Consider the following 20980-nt stretch of genomic DNA (forward strand, 5'->3'; position numbering starts at 1 on the left):
TTCCGGTCATGCCAGAAGACGCAAGAGATGAACGGTGATTCTGCCGTTTGTCTCTTGCGTCTTCTTTTTGGGGGAACCCTAATTCCCAATTCTAACTGCTGACTGGCTTAAGCACGCCCGGCCTTGGCGGTTTGCAGTTTTCTTTTGCGGCCGAATAAGCGTAAATATCGTTTGCGGGTATACAGCACATCCGCCGATGCCGTCAGGGTATCCTTCACCTCAGTGAGCACCGCCTGCGTTTCCTTCACAGCCTGCTTCATCCGTCCGAGCTCTGACTTCACACCTTCCGATCTCGACTTCGCCTCGTCCAGCGTTTCCTGAACATTCGTTTTGAACTCATCCACCGGAGCCTTCAGCCCGTCCACCGATTGCTTCACACCGTCCAGCGACTGCTTCAGCCCGTTGATGCTGTTCTTGAATTCCTTCAGCGGGTTGCCCATATCGATTCCTCCTAAGTTCCCTTTATCTACATTTACCCAGATTGGAGGGGGCAGCTTCCCGATCGGTTAAAATAAAGTGCAGCACTCTTTAATATGCATCAGTTGCCGCGCATTTCCTCCAGCAGCTCCATAATATCCGCCTCTTCAACCGGAACCGAATAGGAGCCGTCTGCGAAACGTTTCATCTCCCCGATGCCGTCCTGGAAGACGAAGCGGATGCGGCCGCTGCGCACTTTTTTGTCCGTGTACATCTTGTCCACCAGCGCCCTGTTAGCAATAGAATCCGGGATTTCCGTCGGCAAGCCTGCCTTCTTCAGCAGTGAGACTACACGATCAGCCTGCTCAGCCGTCATATATCCATACTTCACACCCAGCCTGGCCTGAATGACAAGCCCAACCGCAACGGCCTCGCCATGCAGCAGCTGGTAGCCGCTGAGCGCCTCAAGCGCCCGGCCTGCCGTATGACCCAGATTCAGAATCTGCCGCAAATTGCTCTCATGCTCATCCTGTTCCACCACTTCGTATTTGATCCGGCAGTTCGTCAGCGCGATATGCCCGCATACGTCCGCATCCAGGATAAGCCCGCCCTGTTCTGAGATGACCCTGCCGATATTCTCCTCTAGGTAACGGAAGAATGTCTCGTCCGCCAGGCAGGCATGCTTGATCGTCTCCGCCAGACCGCTGCGGAACTCACGGGCCGGAAGGGTGCGCCATGCTGCCAGGTCTATGTACACTTTGCGGGGCTGGTGGAACACGCCGATCAGGTTCGTGGCGACAGGTGTATTCACGCCGGTTTTGCCGCCGACAGAGGCATCTGCCGCTGCCAGCAGAGTGGTTGCATAATTCAGGGCAGGGACCCCGCGGCCAAAGGTGCCGGCCAGAAATCCCGCCAGATCCGTTACGGATCCGCCGCCCACGGCAATAATGCAGCAATCCCGCCCGTAGGCCTGGCTTAACAGCTGGTCTTCCAGCAGCGCCTTGGTTTCACGGGTTTTGGAGCTCTCTCCGGCCGGAAAAGAAAATAAATCCGCCTGGAAGCCGCTTTGCCGCAGCAGCTCCAGTAAGGGACGGCCATACAGCGGCTCGACCGTAGAATCGGTAATAATGGCGAACTTGCTTACATCCGGCAGAAGTCCCTGCTGCAGATCGCGGATCAGGGAACCGAACAGATTCTCACCAATCTCTATATTGTAGGAGTTATCGACTACTTTTTTGAGTACCACTTCAAAGCTTTTAGACATGGGTTCTGCCCCTTTCCTGTTCAACACTCTTCAATTGAATTGTCTCCCTCATTTGCGGATCATCGTCCGGTAGACGAATTTGGGCAGGGCGGATTGTCTGCGCCAGCGTGATTTCTGGCCTTTGGCAACGGGTGCGAACAAGAGCCTGTGGGCCCACTCCAGATTTAGCTTTTTCCAGATGGCCGGTGCCGGCTTCACTTTGCCCGAGATTACGTCCAGACTACCGCCTACGCCAAACACTAGCTTAATCCCGCTAAGCGCCTCCTTATGCTTATACAGCCATTTGTCCGAGTAGGGAGCGCCCATCGCAAGAATGAGAATATCCGGCTTGGCCTGCTGAATACCGGCGATAATTCCTGGCTCCTCGGCTGCCGTAAAGAATCCGTGATGCCTTCCGGCAATCTTCACCTGCGGATAGCGCAGGGCGATTCTCTCCACCGCTTGTCCGCTGGTCACTTCATCCGTCCCAAGGAAATAGAAACTCCAGCCCCGCTCATTCCCCTTCGCAAGCAGGCTCAGCAGCAGATCGTAGCCGGTCACCCGCTCCGGAATGGGATCTCCCTGTCTTCGTGCTGCCATTACAATCCCGATCCCGTCTGGCACGATTAGATCCGCCGAGCAGATGATCTCGCGGAGTCTCCCGTCCGATTGACTGGCCAATGTAATCTCCGGGTTCGCTGTAATCAGGTGAAATAGCCCTCCCTGTCCGCCCCCGATGTGGCTGTCCAATAGCGAGGTTGTCTGTTCAAGCGTCAGCTTGGAGAATGGAACTCCGAGAATGGAAACCTTGTCCTTCATCTTTTCACCTGTCCTTCCCAATCCTGCAGAATGGCCCACTGCACCCGCGGCTCTCCCAGAACCGAATGCATTGAACCGGTATAAACCAGCTTGTTATGTATGCCTGTTGCCTGACACTGATTGAGCGAGCCGCAGTCCACCCGAACGCCCTCAATATCCGCCATCCTCCAAGCCAATGCCGTTCATTGTTAACTTTTATGTAAAGTAGGCTATGAATCTCCAAAAGATAACCATATATTTACACGGGCACTTCCACCATACCAACATCGGTATTTCTTTTCAATGCAGAAAATTACTTTAGCCGGTTATGGCTTCTCCGCATCCGCGGACGCAAAGCTCCGGATGCTCCCGACATGGTCATTTGCCGATGGAACAAATCATTTTAAAGAAGCGGGGCCTCCTTCTTGTTTCAGCACGAAAACCTCTGCCCGGCGGGCAGAGGCTCCTTCTTATTTATAGGGTATATGCAGTTGTTCAGCCCCTTTGCGCTTGCTGTTGTAACGGAAAGAATACAGCTGCCAGACTGAAGAAAGGCCTACGGCGGCTGCACAGACTACGAATACGGCCAGATAGCTCCCGTTCGGACTACCTCTGCCGCCAATCATCAGTCCGCCTGCCGCCGTGCCGAACATCATGCCAATGTTGCGCGACAAGGCAAGCAGGCTGCTGACCCGGCCAAGCTGCGATTTCGCCGCCAGCCCCATAACAATACTTGTGTTAGGTGAAGTAATCATCCCCATTGCGCAGCCGAGCAGCATAACCGGCAGCACCATGGCACTTGTCCTCAGCACAGGTGAGCCGAAGCCCAGCGCCAGCAGCGTGACACTCATCAGCAGCAGTCCGGCCGTAAGGATACCGAGCGGCCCTTTGCGGTCCGCGATGCTCCCGCTGACAGGAGCGGTCACCACCAGCGCCAGCGGATATCCAATCATGATCAGTCCCACCCAGGCTGGCTCGGCCCCCGATAAACGCAGTAGCGAGGGCAAAGCCAGCTGTGCGGCGAAGGCCGCCATATATGTGATAACCGTAATGGCGATGCCGGCGGCAAAGCTCCGGTCAGTGAACAGTCCGGCACCGCTGTCCGCTGGCGGGAATTCACCAAGCGTGCCCCTCTTATCCCTGCTGCGGGAGAAGCGGGCATGTGCCGTATAAGCCGCCGCCATCCCCGCTGAAGCCGCCAGCAGCAGCAGCACGGGCAGAGACAGGAATGAGGAGCGGCCGCCGAGATCGAAGGCGATCATCAGCGAGGAGAGACAGGCAGCAAACCAGGCGGCTCCGGCGAGATCCAGCCTGCCTCCGGCCGTTTCCGTATCCCGGGGAATCAGCCTGTGCGCAAGCACGCCTACGCCCGCCGCCACTACGGCCAGCAGCCAGAAGTTGCTCTCCCAGGTGAACCACTGGATCAGGAAGCCGCCAAGACCGGGACCTGCCATGGAGCCGGCAGCGACGAAGGTGCTCATCAGCCCCAGTGCCCTGCCCCGCTGCCCGGCCGGAAATACAGAGACAATGAGGGCCATATTGGTCGCCTGATACATGGAGGCCCCGGCTCCCTGCATGACTCTGAAGCCAAGCAGCATGGCTTCGTTCTGGGCAAGCGCACAGCCCAGGGCCCCCGCCGCGAAAGCGAACAGGCCCAGATTATGCACCTTACGGCGGCCGAACCTGTCTCCCAGCCGGCCCATTACAGGCAGCAGCACCGAGATAACCAGCAGATAGATACTGACGATCCACTGGGCAGAGGCCACCGGAAACCGCAGATCAGCCGCAATATCGATAAGCGAAATATTGAACATACCGGCAGACAGATTGGACAGAAAGGCCCCGAGGCAGATGACCACCTTGACCGCCGAATGGTTTACGGCTTCCCCGGAAGACCGTACCGGTGAATTCATAATATCCGCTGCAGGGCGGGCTGATTCCACATCTTCCAGCTTTCTTCAATATCTGCGGCTGAAGCCACCACGCCGAAGTAGCCCTTCATGTTCTCCAGCGTCATCTCATGAGCGGCCCGGGAATAGGAGGCACAGGCATCCTGAACCATCACAATCTGATAATCCAGCATGAAACCGTCCCTTGCCGTCGACTCCACGCACACATTGGTACTCACTCCTGTCATAATCAGGGTTTCGATCCGCTGCGAACGCAGCACAGAATCGAGGCGGGTATTGATAAAAGCGCTATACCGGTGTTTATTGACAATAATCTCCTCAGGAAGCGGGGCCACCTCATAGAATTCAGCCCCCCAGCTTCCTCTGCGGCAGACTCCCAGCGAACCGCGACCAGAGCGGGAAGTCCAAACGGGCGAATCGGTCGCCTTTTCATGGAAGGTCTGGATATAGATCACCGGCACGCCCTGTGTTCTCGCTGCCGCGATCAGCCCATGCAGCTGCGGCATCATCTCCCGTACGGCTGACACATCACTTCCGCCAGTGGCGAGTGCTCCTTCCTCATGGCAGTAATCATTCTGCACATCTACTATAATAAGTGCGGTTTTATCAGGCATAATCAGATCGGCAGTTAATTCCATCATCTTCACCTCTTTAGTTTTTGAAGGCCTATGGTACGGTGTTCAGCTTAGCTTATTTCACTGCTGTCTTGTTCACAAACTGCATATCGACCAAATCCTCGTAGGTGTATTCGCCTTTGTAGATTCCGGTCTTAATCATCACGTTCATGTCCTTATCCAGCGCCTCCTCCGAAATGATCCCATCCGGACTCCAGAGCCGATCGGCATACGCCCGGTCAAGCGCAGCTTGTGCCGCTTCATCGGATAGTGTAGGGAATTCAGCCTTCAGGACGCTCATCGCCAGAGCTTTATCCTCCTGGATGGCTTTCAGTGCTTTCACAACGGCGTTAACCGCCTTCTGCACCGTTTCCGGGTCCTTCTCCAGTGTCGACTTCTTCACGCTCAGCACAGAGTAGGCATAGTCGCCCATATCATGGAACTTGTAAAAAGGTTCTTCCCATACCCCCTTGGCGATCCCGTCACTGATCTGCGGCTCGGCGCCGTTCGCAATATCCGCTGCACCCTGCTGAACCATTGCTACCACGGTTGAACCATCCGCCGGCTCGAGCAGCCGCACATCCTTCTGCGGATCAAGCCCCAGCTCCAGAAGCAGATATTGGGTCAGCAGGTTCGGGGTTCCGCCATGCCGTCCGGCATTCAATTTCTTATCCTGCAGGAAGGCTTTCAATTCTTCATCAGAGCTGCCCGCAGGGGCTGTCCCTTTCTTGGCCATCAGGTAAACATTCGCACGGTTAACCACATTGCTGACTGAAACGATCGGGTCGGAGTTGCCGATGTTCGCCAGTGCATTGGATTCCGGTCCGCCGATGACGCCCCAGGCATCCCCGCTGACTACCGAGGTCACATGTGTACCGCCGGCAGCCTGAAGCATTTCAACCTCAAGCCCTTCATCTTCAAAATATCCCTCGCGTTGCGCTACATACAGCGGCAGATAACCTGTGTAATGCAGCGGCTCGGCAATGACCAGCTTCTTGAGTTTTCCCGCTTCGTTGCCGGCAGCGGCGGCTTCAACTTCCGCATTCCCTTTGCTGCTGCATCCGGAGAGCAGGATCATTACGGAGGCAAGCAGGACGGCGGACAGCTTCACTTTGGTTACATTCATCATCAGGTTCTCCCCTTTATCTTATATAGGATTGCTTAGGTCTCAAGCCTTCTTCATCCCGTATCCCTTGGACAGCCATTTCTCCAGCAGGACCACTCCCGCATACATCACCATCGACAGAACGGACAAGACTACAACTCCCACCCAGACGAGATTGATATCAAGGATCGTACCGGCGTAGATCACCATGCGGCCAATCCCGTGGCTGGAAGCAATGAATTCCCCGACAATCGCACCGGCCAGCGAGAGGGCAATATTAATCCGCAGACTGCTGATCATCCAGGGCATCGCCCAGGGAATGACCACCTTGGTAAACACCTGATGGCGTTTCGCGCCCAGCGAATACATCAGCTTCTCCATATCCTTGTCCACACTCTGCACGCCGCTGTGCGCCGACAAGGCGGCAACGACTACCGTCATGGCAAAAGCGAGCGCCACCTTGGAGAAGAATCCGATGCCCAGCAGAATCACCAGCACAGGAGCAAGCGCCAGCTTGGGCATGGCATTGAGCAGGATCAGGAACGGTTCACTGATGCCGGCGAATCTGCGTGACCACCAGAAGGATAGACCGAGCAGCGATCCGATCAGGGTCCCGCCGATGAAGCCCAGAATCGTCGAGCTGGAGGTATAAGCGATATCCTCCAGCAGAGTACCCTGCGTCATCTGTATCCATGTTGTGCTGAGAATCCGTACCGGGCTGCTCCAATAGTATGAATCCATCCAGCCGATCCGCGTAAACAGCTCCCAGCAGAGTACGATCAGCAACCCGACCGTCAGCCGCCCGATTCCAACAATCCGCTGTGTCCGGCGCCTTGCCCCCTCTTCATCCACGATGACGGGTTCCTTCTGCATTTTCTCAGGCTTGACCGAATGGATCGGGGCCGGCTCCAGCTTGTGAATCACATACCCTTTCTTTTGTACACTCTCCATGGTTGTTCTCTCCTTCTGTAAGTTTTGTAAGTTCTACGAGATATGGGCTGCCGGCTCTTCGCCTCCGCCTGACAGCAGGTCCAGCAGATGGGCTTTGAGCTCCATAAATGACGCAGATACCGTATCCTCCTTATGTCTCGGGCGCGGCATATCCACAGAAATCTTGGAGATGATTCTGCCCGGCCGCCCGGAGAAGACATAGATGTCATCAGACAGGTAGATGGCTTCATCAATATCGTGGGTGACGAATAACACCGTCTTGCGGAAATCCTCCCAGATCTCCAGCAGCCAGTTCTGCATGGTCAGCCGGGTCTGGGCATCCAGTGCGCCAAAGGGCTCGTCCAGCAAAATAATATCCCGGTCGTACAGCAGCGTGCGGAGCAGCGCTGCCCGCTGGCGCATGCCTCCGGACAATTCTGCCGGATAATGGCCGCCGAAGCCTTTCAGTCCATAACGGTCCATCAGCGGCTGGGCCCGGGCTACCGCTTCCTTACGCGGCACACCGCGGATCTCCATGCCCAGAATAATGTTATCCAGGATCGTCCTCCAAGGGAGCAGCATGTCCTTCTGCAGCATATATCCGACATATCCGGTCTTGCCAACGATATCCTCACCGTCAGCAAGCACGCGGCCGGTAGACGGTGGAATCAGTCCTGCTATGATATTGAACAATGTGGATTTGCCGCAGCCGCTGGGGCCGATTATACTGACAAATCTGCCTTGCTCTATAGAGAGATTCGTCTCCTGCATGGCGATAATCTCCTGGCCGTCACGGCGGAACCACTTGCTTACACCGGCAATCTCAATCTTTGCTTTCATAGAATCAGCTCCTTATTAGGTTTAATAGCATCGGCAGCCGGGATGAACTCGGGACAAACAACAGATAAACAAAAAGCCGCCAGTTTTAGACACAGCCCCAGAGGGCTAATGTCCGAAAACTGACGGCAGGCCGGCTCTCCGGAAGATCAGAGTTCCAACGTAACGTTCAGGTAATGCTCGAGGTCCTTCTCCAAAATTATGATCGTACCGGAATACTCGGTCTCCACATCATAATCTTTAAGAACGGCCTTGATATTCACTTGAAATTCATCCAGAAATGCCTGCTTGATTTCACACTTGAATACTTCATGCAGCACCAGATTAATCTGGCGGCTAGCCGTGGCATCATGGGCATCCAGCACCTTCAGTACGGGCACCCGGCTGTTAATGGATAGAATAATAATCTTGTTCCCCACGAAGTCGACCTTCTGCTGCTTGACGCCGGCGTTAAACAGCTTCTTGTTGATTTCGTTATAAATCCTTAAAATATCCTGTTTCCATTGTCCGGCGGAAGCGATCATTGCGATCACACCTTCATAGCTATTAATAATGTTACATTATGTCACAAGTACGTCAACAACTGCATCATTGTCCACCGCTTATACATCATTATAGATAAAAAGGTAGAGTTGTCAATAAATTTACGTAAGATAAATTAACATGTTAATTAATATTTCGGATTATATGTAATGTTAGTTTACACATAAAAAGATATCATCCTAAATATTTACAAAATAACGCTAATGAATTACAATCATTACGTAACTACGTAATTACATAATTTCGAAAGCAGGTGATCTTCCTTCATGACCCGTGACTTAAACAGCGAACTGGATACGCTGAAGCAGCAGGTTGCCGAACTTCAGGCGGCCGTCCAGCATTGGAACACTGAGCGGAGAAGCTTGGCAGGCCATGCTGATCCGCCAGAATCTGTGAATTCAGCCGCAGAAGCGGGGCTGCCCGGCGCGGGACGCGGATCTGTATTTTATTCCGGCCATGCCCGTCTTAACGGACAAAGCTACCGCTGGGAGCCCCATGAGCGTCCGATGGAACAGCTGCTCGAAGTGAACAACGAGAAATCAGCCAAAGTACTGGCGGCATTAAGCAACCGGCAACGGCTGGACATTCTGAAATCCGTCATTCAGGAGCCGCTTACGGGCACGGAGCTGGTGGAACGTCTGGGCATGGGCACTACCGGCCAGCTGTATCATCATCTCAAAGCATTGACTGGCGCAGATTTATTAGTGCAGGAGAACGGAGGCCGTTATGCCTTCCCTTCCCACCGCCTCCTCCCCTTCCTCCTGCTGCTCGCTTCGGTTAGTACTCTGGAGGATACAAGCGATTATATGGACACGATGAGAACGAGAAATAACGCGGGGATTTATTTGGGCCCTGCACAAAATTTCGATGTCCATCACCTGCTGTGGGCCGTTATCGAGAATCCGGTGATGGAGCATGCGGCCGGATATTGCAGCGAAATCGGGATATTCCTGCACGATGACGGGAGTGTCACCGTAATGGACAATGGACGGGGAATTCCGGTAGCGTCTCTGCCGAATTCCAATATGCCAGCTGTTCAATCCATACTGACCGATATTCATAGATTTAATGGAGACGGAGCTTTTAAGGTCCCCGGTGCAGAGCAGGGGATCAGCATTGCCGTGGTCAACGCCCTCTCCGGCAGACTTACCGTTGATATCCGGCGCGGCGGCAGAATGTACCGCCAGGAATATAGGCATGGTGTGCCGCAGTCCGGACTGATGACGGTTGGAATCGCGAAGGATACGGGGACAAGTGTGACTTTTAAGCCGGATCAGGAATTTCTGGGCACAGGCTTTGAACAGGCACGGCTGAATGAACACAGTGCTGAGCTGATGAAGGCATATCCGGGGCTCTCCATCTTCGTTAACAACTAAACCGGGCAAATGAAATGAAAGGAAACTGCTGCTATATGTCAATTGAAACGATCTATAGTCATGAGGATACGCTGAGGATGCTGGACTCTCTTTTTCGGGAAGAAGGGCAATGGTGGGATCAGTTCTACGGGGACCGGAATAAAGGGATTCCTTTCTTCAAGGATAGTCCGGATGAGAATTTGGTTGAATACGTAAGTGGCGGGCATATTACACCCGGCAGGGTGCTCGAATTAGGCTGCGGGGGCGGCAGAAATGCGGTTTATCTGGCTCGGCAGGGCTACGCCGTGGATGCCATTGACATCTCTCAGGCAGCGGTAGATTGGGGAAGGGAACGCGCCCGCAAACATCAGGTGGAGGTGAATTTCGCCCGCAGCAATATTTTTGACCTGAGCCTGGAGCGAGGCAGCTACGACCTCATCTATGACAGCGGATGTTTCCATCACATCTACCCCCACCGGAGAGTTACCTTTCTCGAATTGTTGAACAGCACGCTCAAGCCTGGCGGGCATTTCGGACTGGTCTGCTTCGCGGCTGGCGCCATGGGTGCGGAGATCACTGATTGGGAGGTGTACCGGCAGCGGAGCCTCCGGGGTGGATTAGGATTCACCGAAGACAAGCTTAAGAGCTTCTTCAGCGGTTTCGAGCTTATAGAGTTCAGACGCATGCGCCAGATGGATCAGAAGGATGCGCTGTTTGGTGAAGCTTTTCTGTGGACTGCCTTGTTCAGAAAAAATTAACGGCGTACTTCTCTTCTTCCACATCCACACCATGTCAGGTTTGGCGTAAGTGTACTGCTCATCAACCCTATCGCTGGCACAATGAATTCGGTTTTTCGTATACATTCGGCTCATTTACTCTATCGTCGGCACAATGTACTCGGTTTTTCGTACATTCGGCTCATTTACTCTATCGTCGGCACAATGTATTCGGTTTTTCGCATACATTCGGCTCATCAACCCTATCGTCGGCACAATGTATTCGGTTTTTCGCATACATTCCGCTCATCAACCCTATCGTCGGCACAATGTATTCGGTTTTTCGTATACATTCGGTTCATTTACCCTATCGCTGGCACATTGTATTCGGTTTTTCGCATACATTCGGCTCATCAACCCTATCATTGGCATATTGTATTCGGTTTTTCGTATACATTCGGCTCATCAACCCTATCGTTAGCACATTGTACTCGGTTTTTCGCATATATTCGGCTCATCTCTACCTGTCTTTCTCTTAAGCCCCCGCCGAAAGGATCGCCGTACGTAGGAGTGCCGCTGCTCTCCGCTTCCGACTAACCGGAATTTCTCCGTGACTGTGTACCGGCTTTCCGCCGCAGCAGTGCTGCAATCCACGCTACAAGGATAACCAGTGCGATCCCGCCAGCCAGAATATAAGCATTATAGAACAGGTTGTTGGTATATTGATTGATCCAGCCGAAGCGGAATACGACGGAATCCTCATCTCTGGTGAAACCTCTCAGATGTACTCTCAACGCATCGACATATCCGGTTTCCAGCCAGATGGCGAGCGGCAGCACAATAAGCGCTGAGACGGCAATCAACAGACTTGGTATGCTGAATACGGATTTCATCCGGAATAATCGGTAGAGCACCATGCCCGCACTGCACAAAAGAATAATGCCAAACAGCCATCCCGCCGCAAGCATGATAATTCCCGGATTGCCGTTGCCGGATATCGTTCCGCCGGTTTTATATGTGAATGTCATCCCATCCGTCAATACTACCAGGATGATGTTAATCAGCAGCCATATCAGCAGTTTCCGCCAACCCTTGCCCATATCCATTCTCCCCTTTCCATAATTAAAAAAGGCTGAGTGCCCGTTATAGATGCGCTCAGCCTGTCTCATGCAGCCTATTTCCTTCTATTCCACCCGTTCTGTAAACAACCGGCCGGCGTAGTCACTGATCAGCTCACGCATGGCCAGCTTACTCCGCCATTCTGCCGGTATACCATCCAGCCCGTAATACGCTCCGGCGATCTGGCCGTAGACCGCCCCTGTGGTATCGGCGTCATTGCCCAGATTCACAGCGAGCAGTGCGCCCTCCGCAAAGCTAGAGGATTTGTGAAAAGCCCACAGTGCCGCCTCCAGCGACTCTACTACATATCCCGAGCCTTGGATATCAGGCGGCTCCTTGATCCGGTAGGAGCCATACTTAATATTCAGCATATGCGGCGTCAGGCTGTCTTCATTAAGCCAATCACGGTAAGCCTCCGGAGCCAGCATGTCCTGCTTGCTCCACCCGTGCAGTCCGGCAAGGATGTACGCCGCGAGCAGACGGCAGGCATCCAGACATTCAACTGCGCCATGCGTCGTTCTTGAACTGAGCGCCGCATAGCGGATAGCTTCTGCAGGATTCTCTGCGTAGTACATGACCACCGGCGCAAGCCGCATAATGGAGCCGTTCCCGGCAGAATGAGGATCCTCCGATCCGCTGAACCCTTCGCCGCCGGCTTCGAATTGATGCAGCGCTGCGCGTGTCGCATTGCCGATATCGAAACATTCGCCGGTACTGCTGAGCTCTCCTTCGCGGTACCACTTCACATAACGCTGCATCTGATCCACAGGATCAAATGCCTGCTTCGTAAGCAGACTCTCCGCAAGGCAGAGCGCCATTGACGTATCATCGGTCCACTGTCCCGGCTGGAGACCAAATACCCCGCCGCCGACAATATCCGTAAGCGGCTCAAAGGTTCCGGGTGCTTTGAACTCAGCGGTCGTTCCCAGCGCATCTCCAGCGGCCAGACCCTGCAGGCAGCCCTGGTAGCGGTCAGCATTCAATGTCATTTGGTTTCCCCCTTTTTCCTCCTTCTTACGCTTGCAGCTATACTATTGCTGATTAGAGCGATTACGGAGTACATGATGCCATAGAACAACGCACCGCTTCCGTCAAACAACACGTAGATGGATAACACGAACAGCGGCAACGGCAACAGGCATACCAGCAGGTTGAAACCCAGCTTAAGTCCCGAATCCGCAGCAAGAATCAGCACGGCTGTGGGATTCACCAGAACCAGCAGCAGCAGCCAGCTGCCAAGATCCTCCATTACCCCGGAACCGCCGCTTTGAAAATACGGGATCACCAGAAACAATACAAGATAGACTACAGTGTGAAGCAGAAGCTTGCGGGATAATGGCGTCAGGTTCAGTTTATTCACCGGGATACTTAAGCCCCCATTGTTCACGCACACCGTCCAGCAGCTTAAGAATCGCAACGGACTCATCCAGCGTCATCACCGGGCTTTCCGTCAGCCCTGCCTGAAGACAACGTCCCACTTCCTCAGCTTCAAAAGAATACCCGATCGAAGCACGGTCATCCTCAAAGGTCTCCACCAGCTCCCCGCCGATATACAGCTCAGCCGATTTCGGATTTACCAGCGTGCCTTTGACCACGATATAGCCTTCAGTTCCATAGACATAGGCTTCTTCATGCAGCTTCAGGCGAATCCCGCCGTTCAGGGAAGCCGACTTGCCATCCCCATAAGACAGCAGCAGGGAGAAGTGCTCGTCCACACCAGTCTCGCCGATATGTACGGTGCTGGAGACGGCTTCCGGGTGAGGTCCGAATACCATCGACGCGAAGGAGATGGGATAGATACCGACATCCAGCAGGGCTCCGCCGCCAAGGGCCGGGTTCAGCAGACGCCCCTCCGGATTCCAGTCCGCGCGGAAACCAAGATCCGCTTTGACCAGCCGCACTTCGCCGATACGCTCTGCTGCGAGCCATTCTCTAACCTTGGCATTGGCCGGAATATAGCGGCTCCACATAGCCTCCATCAGGAACAGCTTCTGCTGGCGGGCATACGCCACGATTTCTTCCAGCTCTGCACTGTTCACGGTAAAAGGCTTCTCACAGAGCACGGCTTTACCGGCACGCAATGCGAGCAGCGCATTCTCTTTGTGGAACGGATGCGGCGTTCCAATATAAATCGCATCCACTTCAGGATCGCTGACCAATTCCTCGTAGGTGGCATATGCCACAGGGATGCCGTGATTTCGGGCAAACTCATCTGCGCTTTCCTGAGTGCGCGATCCAACCGCATAAGCCACACCATTGCTGGCATGGGCCAAATCTGTAGCGAACTGATGGGCGATCCAGCCTGTGCTGAGAATGCCCCATTTTATCGTGTAAGCGTTATCTTCTGTCATTAGTTAAATCCTCCTCTTAAATGAAACTTAGTCCCTATGATTCTATCAAAATGTGCCTGGTGTGTACATGTTGCCTGCTTCCCGCCGTCCGCCGGGTTAATACTATCAGCCCCTGTTCTCTACCTGCAGCAGCAGAATCCGGTCCTTGAACCCGCCGCGGCGCTCCGCTTTGTCAGCACGGATCTGTTCCAGAATACCGCTGTCCCCGCCATGGGTTACCGCCAAAGCCCGGATGACTTCCAGCAGATCCGCCAGCTCCTCGAGCGCCTGTCCGTCATTGTCCTCCCGTAGATACTCTGCCAGCTCCTCATGCAGCTTCGCACGCAGCTCCCGTATATATTCCTCCTCGTCCATGATTCTTGTCCTGCAGGTTTGCCCGTTCGCCGCAATCAGCGCCGGTATTCCGTCACGCACCAGTTTCGGATAATCAGCCAATTTCATTGTCTCCTTCGGGATGTATTGAATTTATAGACATTTTTATGTACGATCTGCGGATGAATCCAACTACAAATCATAATCCATTGAATCAAACATAATCCATTGAAGCCAGCTCATACTTCAGAGGTGAAGCATTATCACCAGCAGTCACACCAATTTCCCTTTGTTCCGCCGGGCAGTGCCGCCTTCGAAATGGAGGGTGAATAGTTTGTTCTGAACCCGCAAGCGGGTATAGAGGTCCCCCTTTAGTACACCATCAAATGTTTAACAAATCAACTCATCCGCCGGTGAAAAGGACTGAGAATCCTCTATTCCAGTTAATCAGATGTATTTGCTGGCCAAACGGACTCAGAATCCGTTAATTGACGGTTCACACCCCGTATCGGGCATAAAAAACAAGATAAGTGATTCTCAGTCCGCTTGAGCTCCATAAAGAGGCCTTTGGAAGAAATAACGGCTTCTAAGTTCGGTTCATTCCATATAAAGATAAAGGCACTATATAGATTGAACCGGGAAAATTCCACTGTGGGGATTAGCCGTGCTGCAGAGAATGTTTGTCTTCCGGCCACTGTTAGGTTTGTATATATATCCGAACCAAAAACTCTCCCCGCCAGCCGCGAATCCGCAGTGATGGGGAGAGCTTCTTATTAACAATCTAATCCTATATTATTTGCTCAGTACAAGCTCCAGGCGGACCTCAAGGTTATTCTCGGTATCCAGCACAATCGAATGCGGATTGCTCATGCCGAAATCTTCAAAGGTAACCATGGTTGTGCCCGACAGCATGAGCTGTCCGCCGCTGTATACGGCCTGCGAGTCAAACGTAACATCCTTCTCTATCCCCTTGACTGTCAGCGTACCCTGGAGCTCAACCGGCACCGCTGTGCCCTCCGTCCATTCCGCCGGAAGCTCCGAGAAGGAACTCACGGTAAATGTGGACTCCGGGAACTCCGTCACTGCCAGGAAGTCTGCTCCCTTGACATGCTCGTCCCGCTGGCCGTTGCCGGAATCCAGCGCACTCATCTCTACGGTTCCTTCGCCCGTCATCGAGCTGGCATCCTCCAGGTTCACATTCCAGTTTCCGGTAACGGAAGGGTCTACGAAGTTAACAGTTTCTTTGGAAGTTGTCACGGACCAGTAGACTTTGGACGTATCCGCAATGCTCCAGGCACCGTTCAGCTGCTCTGCCGTAACTGCAGCACCAGTCGCTGCCGCCGCGTTTGCAGTTCCCGCCTCCTGGGTTTCAGTTCCCTGATTCTGCGCAGGAATAACAGATTCGATCTCAACATTATTGCCCAGGCTATTGTTAAGTAACATGAATGCTGTGATGGCTCCTGCGATAACGACTACGGCTGCGATTAAGGCGATTGTTTTCTTCTTCATCTTATTCCCTCCATCCAATTCTCTGTATGCCCTATTAGGCTTGGTTCCCATTCTAACAAAGCAATATGTCGGGAAGATGTCAAAGCACACCGGCCCGCAGTATGGTAGAATTGTCGTAATTTTAACTAACACATAGCCGTAGCCCTGGGAGAAGCATTCCCCGCCGGGCCTGATAAGGAGGCTGAATAGATGAAATCCATTCTGATTGTTGAGGATGAGGAGGCGATTGCCCGGGTGCTCAGTGCTTATCTGCGAAAAGCGGGCTTCCACGTCACCCGTGCCGCCGACGGCCGGAGTGCCCTGGAAGCCTTCGAGGTGGCGCCTCCCTCGCTGATTCTGCTCGATATTATGCTGCCGAACATGGACGGCTTCGAGCTGCTCGGACTGATCCGCGAGAAAAGCAGCTGTCCTGTCATTATGCTCACGGCCAGGGACGGCATCAATGACCGGCTGGCGGGACTGGACGGCGGTGCCGATGACTATATGTCTAAGCCGTTCATCCCCGAGGAGGTTGTCGCCCGCGTGAATGCGGTGCTGCGCCGCCCCTCGCAGTGGTCGGACGGCAGCCGCAAGCGCCATTTCGGCAGCCTGTTCATTGATTACTCTGCGCGCAGTGTGTTCCTGAACGGGGCTGAGGTCAGCCTTAGTCCGCGCGATATGTCCGTGCTGCTGTTCCTGGCCGAACGCCCGAATCAGATCTGCACCCGTGACCAGCTGCTGGAGCATGTATGGGAAATGGATTACGAAGGAAGCGACCGGGCCGTTGACCTCTCCATCAAAAGACTGCGCCAGGCGCTCTCACACTGGCCGGACAGCGAAGGAGAGATCCGTACCCTGAGAGGAACAGGTTATCAATTATGGACAACATGAATAACAGAACAAAGAAACCCACTTCGATCCTCTCCTACTGGACCGTCCGTTACCTGCTGATTATCAGTATCGGGCTGCTGCTGACGGCGCTGGTAACCTTCTGGTGGATTCAGCAGGAAGCGATGAACAACCGGATGCAGACCACCGGCCTGCTGGCCCAGGAGATTGCCGACCGCAGCGTCGGCACGGACGGACAGCTCGCCATCACCCAGGGCCTCGACAAGCTGGTCGAGGACCGCAAGCGGTTCTTCAAGGTAACCATGGAAATGTGCGTGATCATTACCGGACCTTCGGGCGAGCTGCTGTATTCCCAGCCTCCTCTGACGGCTGAAGAGATGCGGCATAAGCTGAATGATACGCTGACGGATTCCCGCAGCCCGGAATTCAAGGCCGCCGCTGCGCAGATCCAGGGAGATCAGGGAACGCTCGGGCAGGTAATCGTCCTGCAGTCCAAACGTTCCCTGCGTCATATCCCGCAGGAAGAGATCACCTTCTTCTCGATCATCATTGTCTTCCTGATCATTTTAAGCTGGCTGACGATCTACCTCTTGTCGATCAAGCTGGCCAAGCCGATTCAGCGGGTCGCTGCCGCTGCTGCACAGATCAGCGGCGGCCAGTATAACATCGTGCTGGAGACCGGAGCCAAGGAGCGGGAAATCCATGAACTGCTGGTATCCTTCCAGGAGATGGCGGGCAAGCTGCAGCAGTTCGAGCAGTCCCGGGCCGTCATGCTGGCCGGAGTGTCCCATGAACTGAAGACCCCGGTCACCTCTATTAAAGGACTGCTTCATGCGGTCCGCGAGGGTGTGGTCGAGGGAGATGAGGCCGGGGAATTCCTCGATATCGCCTTACTCGAAGCCGAGCGGCTGCAGCGCATGGTCGCGGATCTGCTCGACTATAACGCGCTGACAGCGGGCATTGTCGCCGTCCGTCATGATAGGCTGGAGGCCGCTCCGCTGCTGGAGGAAATCCTCTATCAATGGAAGCTGACCCAAGGCGAGGATGTCTGCGAGCCCATCCTTCATCTGCCGGAGAGCCGGCTGTTTCTGCGGGGAGATCCGCTGCGTATCCAGCAGATTATCGTCAATCTGCTGAACAACAGCGTGCAGGCGAAGGCACAGGACCGCAAGCTTCAATTAACGCTGGAGCTTGCGGCCACGCCTCAGGGCAGCGCCGAAATTACGGTGACAGATAACGGATCGGGTATTCATCCGGAGAGCCGGGAGCTGATCTTCGAAGCCTTCTTCCGCAGCACTGCCAAGCAGAGCGTGCTGCGCGGACTCGGGCTAGGCCTGACCTTCAGCAGGCTGCTCGCCGAAGGCATGGGCGGCAGCCTTGAGCTGGGCAGCGCCCCGCAGCAGGGCTGCTCGTTCGTGCTGCGGCTGCCGCTTGCCGGTTGAGCCGGCTTAAGGGCCGTAACAGTTCCGGCAGGCTATATAGTCCACTGCCCGCCGGCATGGTATAATCAACTGACGAAAATGCGAACCGGAGGCTGCATATGCTTACTTTTGAACAGAAATTAGCTATTCTTGATTCCTACCCCCAGCTGGAACGGCGGAATGTCTCGCTTGGGCGGGTGAACTACCACTTCGAGGAGAGCCGGCATGACAAGAAGACCGTCGCTTCCCATCTCCACCCGAACGGCAACGGCTTCGTCTATGCCGGCCTGCTGCGTGGCTATGAGAGTGATGACAAAGGTCTGGTGAACATCAGGGATTATTCGGAAGCTGAACTGCGGGAACTGGTGGATGCTTCGATTACGTCTCTATCCATGTTCATTCCCGATGCCCCTGCTCCGGCCAAAAGAAAGAAAAAAGCGCAGACTGGTACTGAATCTCTATGGAAGAATGAGGATGGCCACACGCTGAGTCTAAGATTCGAGGAAGATCTGTGGTACCTGTATGCAGGCCTCCAGCTGGAGATGGCCTTCGAAACCGTAGAAGAAGCCGAGGAGTATTTGGCGGAAGAGGGATTTGTCCGGGAACAGGAGTAACTTCCTGATTACCCGCCAGCTTTCCTGTAAGGTACATTCAACGCAAAGCCTGTAAACCGCATTTTATCTGCGGAATACAGGCTTTTTAAAATCCTGCCCATAATACAACATTCCCCTCGTAATCCCGGCTATAATCGGAAATTGTTGTACAAAAGGCAGCATTCCTCTTCCCACATAGCATGAAGCGGGACAATTCTTGTATTTCATACAACAATCTGTCCGAACACCCAGGGATTTAGGAAGCTAAGTTGTACTACGTACAACAATTAAGCCCATTAAGCCTAAACCCTATGAAACATAAAAATTCCAGGTTCTCCCGGCAACGAATCCGGTATGGGCGGTTTATGTCTTTGGCAAATTTATAGTATTTATAGGGCAACCCCCTTATACTATAGCCAATGCTATGATTTCCATATTTTTCTTAAGGAGGATGAGCAATGAACAATCCGGAAGGCGGAGCGCCCTTTACGAATCCCGGAGGACCAAATTCAGATAACGGGCAACCGCAGCCCCAGCGCAGAACATCCGGGCAATGGGACAATCTGCTCCAGGATGAACGCGTCAGGCAGGCTAAGCAGGTCAGTAAACAGTACTGGGGATTCTTCTTGAGTGCTCTAACCCGTCCTTACAGTACGATGAAAGAGGTCCAGGCCGCCCAATTATTGAACAGTCTGATTACATTTGGACTGACGGTAATACTGTCAGCACTATATTTTCTCACCTGGTTCATCAAATGGGATATCTCGCCAATCATAGGCCCCGGATTTCTGAAGCCGCTTCTATTAACGGCTGCAGGAATTGCCGTTGGCTGCGGGACTACTTATGCCGCACTCCGGCTGGAGAAAGTCAGCTTTGATCTCAAGCTGCTGATCGCAAGATTCGGCACTCTGCTCGTTCCCGCTGTAGCGCTGCTGGTTCTGGCTATCCTGTCGCTGATCCTCAGCCTGTATTCCTTCTCGGTTCTCCTGCTTATTCTGTCCTTTCTTTTCGTCTTTGTCAGCATCAACAGCGTGGCGTTTCAATATCCGCTAAACACCTCCAACCGCGGAATCGATACCCTATACCTGATTGCCACTGCAAACGTTGCAACCGGATATATATTCTACAAGCTGGTAATTTCGGTATTGGCCGGAGCAGCCTACGGACTGTTCAACAGCATGTCCCCCTTTGGCCTGTAAACATGTAATCAGCATTGCCATGACCAAACAGGAGGACCCGGTGTACGGGTCCTCCTGTTCTGCATGATTTATATTGGGGCCTGTTACTGGGTTGCCGGCATTTGAGCCTCCTGCGCCTCCAGAGCTTCCTGCGGAACCTTGATCTCCGTGATCTTGTTATGATCGCTAATGGTTGCCTTCATCTTCATATCCATCGAGACGGTCTGTTCACCGCTGCTCATATCCATGACCAGATTAACATCCGATGAAGTCGGGAAATAAGTCTTCTTGTCCACGGTGTAAGCGATGTTCATGCTCTTGATATTCATCTGCTCCATCATCGCAGTCATCTGGCTGTCTACACTTCCGCTCTGGTTCAGATAGCTCTTCGCCAGATTCTTGACTTCTTCGCCAGATACTTCTGCTGTTATCAGATAATTGTCACCTTCCTCGGTGATTTTCGTCTGGTCAGCAATTTGGTTGAACTGCTCCAGCTGCTTCTCAGGATTTGCAGACTGCTGCATGGCAGCGGTCAACTGCTCAGTCATCGCAGCCGGCATCTTAACCCACTGCCCGTTCGTCAGCGAGAAGAAACCGTCTGCGGTTACATACTGCTCCATCTTCTGTTCTCCCTGGCCTGCCAGAGTCATAACGATCTCCTGATGCATTTCCAGCGGATCTTTAGTATATTCAGCTTTCACTGCCATCTCAATGGCTTGTTCCTGATTGGTTTCGCCCTGCTTAACCACCATATTCTGCTGAATTTGCGAGTTCATGGCGAAGCTCTTCAATTCCGATTGTGCAGCAGCCGTCTTCTGCAGCAGTTCCTCCAGAGCCGGAACGCCGGCGGATGTCTGTTCGGCTGGGGCTGTAGTGGCGGTAGTACCGGCAGCTGCTGCCGGGGCTTCAGAAGCATCAGCAGCCGGCTGAGCCGTTTCATTGTTGCCGCATGCGGTTAAGGCAGCAGACAGAATAACCCCCATGAATAATGCAGTCCATTTTCTCAAGTTGTAATCCTCCTAATCGTTATTGGCAAGATGTGTTAGTGCATGTCAACTATTAACCACGGGAGATACGCCTCTAACATTTCTTTAAGAACTAACATGAACTGTAAGAGTAACCCGGACAGCAAAAACAACACTATGAAGACAGGGAAAACTATGGTTAGATGAAGGAGAAAACCTATAACCTAGAGGGAAAG

At 53.5% G+C, this 20980-nt stretch carries 23 protein-coding genes; 6 read left to right on the forward strand and 17 right to left on the reverse strand.

Annotated features, from left to right (window positions below):
- Window positions 1–107: 107 nt before the first annotated feature.
- The 10 genes from NSU14_RS26935 to NSU14_RS26980 form a co-directional block, all read right to left on the reverse strand.
- Window positions 108–440 (reverse strand): hypothetical protein, encoded by a 333-nt coding sequence (locus tag NSU14_RS26935; RefSeq protein ID WP_039305831.1) that lies wholly within the window; start codon window positions 438–440, stop codon window positions 108–110.
- Between the two features lie 98 nt (window positions 441–538).
- Complete coding sequence (gene aroB / locus NSU14_RS26940) at window positions 539–1681, reverse strand: 3-dehydroquinate synthase (protein WP_340947867.1); 1143 nt, start codon at window positions 1679–1681, stop codon at window positions 539–541.
- Between the two features lie 48 nt (window positions 1682–1729).
- Window positions 1730–2479 carry a WecB/TagA/CpsF family glycosyltransferase gene (locus NSU14_RS26945; RefSeq protein WP_076247328.1) on the reverse strand — a complete coding sequence of 250 codons (750 nt, stop codon included), beginning with the start codon at window positions 2477–2479 and terminating at the stop codon, window positions 1730–1732.
- Complete coding sequence (locus NSU14_RS26950; protein WP_179093603.1) at window positions 2476–2643, reverse strand: hypothetical protein; 168 nt, start codon at window positions 2641–2643, stop codon at window positions 2476–2478. The genes NSU14_RS26945 and NSU14_RS26950 overlap by 4 nt, the downstream gene beginning before the upstream one ends.
- Window positions 2644–2928: 285 nt before the next feature.
- Entirely contained in the window at window positions 2929–4371 is a 1443-nt protein-coding gene (locus tag NSU14_RS26955; RefSeq protein WP_076247447.1) for an MFS transporter, read from the reverse strand.
- Entirely contained in the window at window positions 4368–5006 is a 639-nt protein-coding gene (locus tag NSU14_RS26960; RefSeq protein WP_042133847.1) for a cysteine hydrolase family protein, read from the reverse strand. Before NSU14_RS26960 ends, NSU14_RS26955 begins: the two co-directional genes overlap by 4 nt.
- 52 nt (window positions 5007–5058) lie before the next feature.
- Window positions 5059–6108: an ABC transporter substrate-binding protein gene (locus tag NSU14_RS26965; protein WP_076247444.1), complete on the reverse strand. Its 1050-nt coding sequence runs from the start codon at window positions 6106–6108 to the stop codon at window positions 5059–5061.
- A 42-nt stretch (window positions 6109–6150) separates the two neighbouring features.
- Window positions 6151–6960 (reverse strand): ABC transporter permease, encoded by an 810-nt coding sequence (locus tag NSU14_RS26970; RefSeq protein WP_371916297.1) that lies wholly within the window; start codon window positions 6958–6960, stop codon window positions 6151–6153.
- Between the two features lie 111 nt (window positions 6961–7071).
- Complete coding sequence (locus tag NSU14_RS26975; RefSeq protein WP_042210734.1) at window positions 7072–7857, reverse strand: ABC transporter ATP-binding protein; 786 nt, start codon at window positions 7855–7857, stop codon at window positions 7072–7074.
- 146 nt (window positions 7858–8003) lie between these two features.
- Window positions 8004–8378 (reverse strand): Na-translocating system protein MpsC family protein, encoded by a 375-nt coding sequence (locus NSU14_RS26980; RefSeq protein ID WP_179093602.1) that lies wholly within the window; start codon window positions 8376–8378, stop codon window positions 8004–8006.
- A gap of 285 nt (window positions 8379–8663) precedes the next feature.
- Between NSU14_RS26980 and NSU14_RS26985 the strand changes: the two genes are divergently transcribed.
- Together NSU14_RS26985 and NSU14_RS26990 are read left to right on the forward strand one after the other, a co-directional pair.
- Complete coding sequence (locus tag NSU14_RS26985; RefSeq protein ID WP_340947871.1) at window positions 8664–9773, forward strand: ATP-binding protein; 1110 nt, start codon at window positions 8664–8666, stop codon at window positions 9771–9773.
- A gap of 35 nt (window positions 9774–9808) precedes the next feature.
- On the forward strand, window positions 9809–10510 hold the full coding sequence (locus NSU14_RS26990) for a class I SAM-dependent methyltransferase (protein ID WP_340947873.1): 702 nt from the start codon (window positions 9809–9811) through the stop codon (window positions 10508–10510).
- Between the two features lie 551 nt (window positions 10511–11061).
- Here NSU14_RS26990 and NSU14_RS26995 read toward each other — a convergent pair.
- The 6 genes from NSU14_RS26995 to NSU14_RS27020 all read right to left on the reverse strand — a co-directional run bounded on the left by NSU14_RS26995 (window position 11062) and on the right by NSU14_RS27020 (window position 15759).
- Window positions 11062–11568 carry a hypothetical protein gene (locus tag NSU14_RS26995; RefSeq protein WP_144026173.1) on the reverse strand — a complete coding sequence of 169 codons (507 nt, stop codon included), beginning with the start codon at window positions 11566–11568 and terminating at the stop codon, window positions 11062–11064.
- A gap of 84 nt (window positions 11569–11652) precedes the next feature.
- Entirely contained in the window at window positions 11653–12576 is a 924-nt protein-coding gene (locus NSU14_RS27000; RefSeq protein WP_042133835.1) for an ADP-ribosylglycohydrolase family protein, read from the reverse strand.
- Window positions 12573–12947 (reverse strand): hypothetical protein, encoded by a 375-nt coding sequence (locus NSU14_RS27005; RefSeq protein ID WP_042133833.1) that lies wholly within the window; start codon window positions 12945–12947, stop codon window positions 12573–12575. The genes NSU14_RS27000 and NSU14_RS27005 overlap by 4 nt, the downstream gene beginning before the upstream one ends.
- Window positions 12940–13938, reverse strand: coding sequence for a Gfo/Idh/MocA family protein (locus tag NSU14_RS27010; RefSeq protein ID WP_042133831.1), 999 nt, complete (start codon window positions 13936–13938; stop codon window positions 12940–12942). Before NSU14_RS27010 ends, NSU14_RS27005 begins: the two co-directional genes overlap by 8 nt.
- Before the next feature lie 105 nt (window positions 13939–14043).
- Entirely contained in the window at window positions 14044–14373 is a 330-nt protein-coding gene (locus tag NSU14_RS27015) for a nucleoside triphosphate pyrophosphohydrolase (protein WP_144026174.1), read from the reverse strand.
- A gap of 669 nt (window positions 14374–15042) precedes the next feature.
- Window positions 15043–15759, reverse strand: a complete 717-nt coding sequence (locus NSU14_RS27020; RefSeq protein ID WP_042133828.1) for a YceI family protein — start codon at window positions 15757–15759, stop codon at window positions 15043–15045.
- Between the two features lie 189 nt (window positions 15760–15948).
- On the opposite strand from NSU14_RS27020, the gene NSU14_RS27025 reads away from it, so the two are divergent.
- The 4 genes from NSU14_RS27025 (at window position 15949) to NSU14_RS27040 (ending at window position 19800) form a co-directional block, all read left to right on the forward strand.
- Window positions 15949–16629 carry a response regulator transcription factor gene (locus tag NSU14_RS27025; RefSeq protein ID WP_039305880.1) on the forward strand — a complete coding sequence of 227 codons (681 nt, stop codon included), beginning with the start codon at window positions 15949–15951 and terminating at the stop codon, window positions 16627–16629.
- Window positions 16626–18029: a HAMP domain-containing sensor histidine kinase gene (locus NSU14_RS27030; RefSeq protein ID WP_340947876.1), complete on the forward strand. Its 1404-nt coding sequence runs from the start codon at window positions 16626–16628 to the stop codon at window positions 18027–18029. Before NSU14_RS27025 ends, NSU14_RS27030 begins: the two co-directional genes overlap by 4 nt.
- A 98-nt stretch (window positions 18030–18127) precedes the next feature.
- On the forward strand, window positions 18128–18622 hold the full coding sequence (locus NSU14_RS27035) for a hypothetical protein (protein ID WP_076247182.1): 495 nt from the start codon (window positions 18128–18130) through the stop codon (window positions 18620–18622).
- A gap of 437 nt (window positions 18623–19059) precedes the next feature.
- Entirely contained in the window at window positions 19060–19800 is a 741-nt protein-coding gene (locus tag NSU14_RS27040; protein ID WP_336101049.1) for a hypothetical protein, read from the forward strand.
- An 83-nt stretch (window positions 19801–19883) separates the two neighbouring features.
- On the opposite strand, the gene NSU14_RS27045 is transcribed toward NSU14_RS27040, so the two are convergent.
- A complete protein-coding gene (locus NSU14_RS27045) occupies window positions 19884–20786 on the reverse strand; it encodes a DUF6612 family protein (RefSeq protein WP_076247184.1) in 903 nt (300 codons plus the stop codon).
- Between the last annotated feature and the right edge of the window lie 194 nt (window positions 20787–20980).

Origin of the sequence: Paenibacillus sp. FSL R10-2771 (genome assembly GCF_038000205.1) — a bacterium.
GTDB lineage: Bacteria > Bacillota > Bacilli > Paenibacillales > Paenibacillaceae > Paenibacillus_AQ > Paenibacillus_AQ phytohabitans.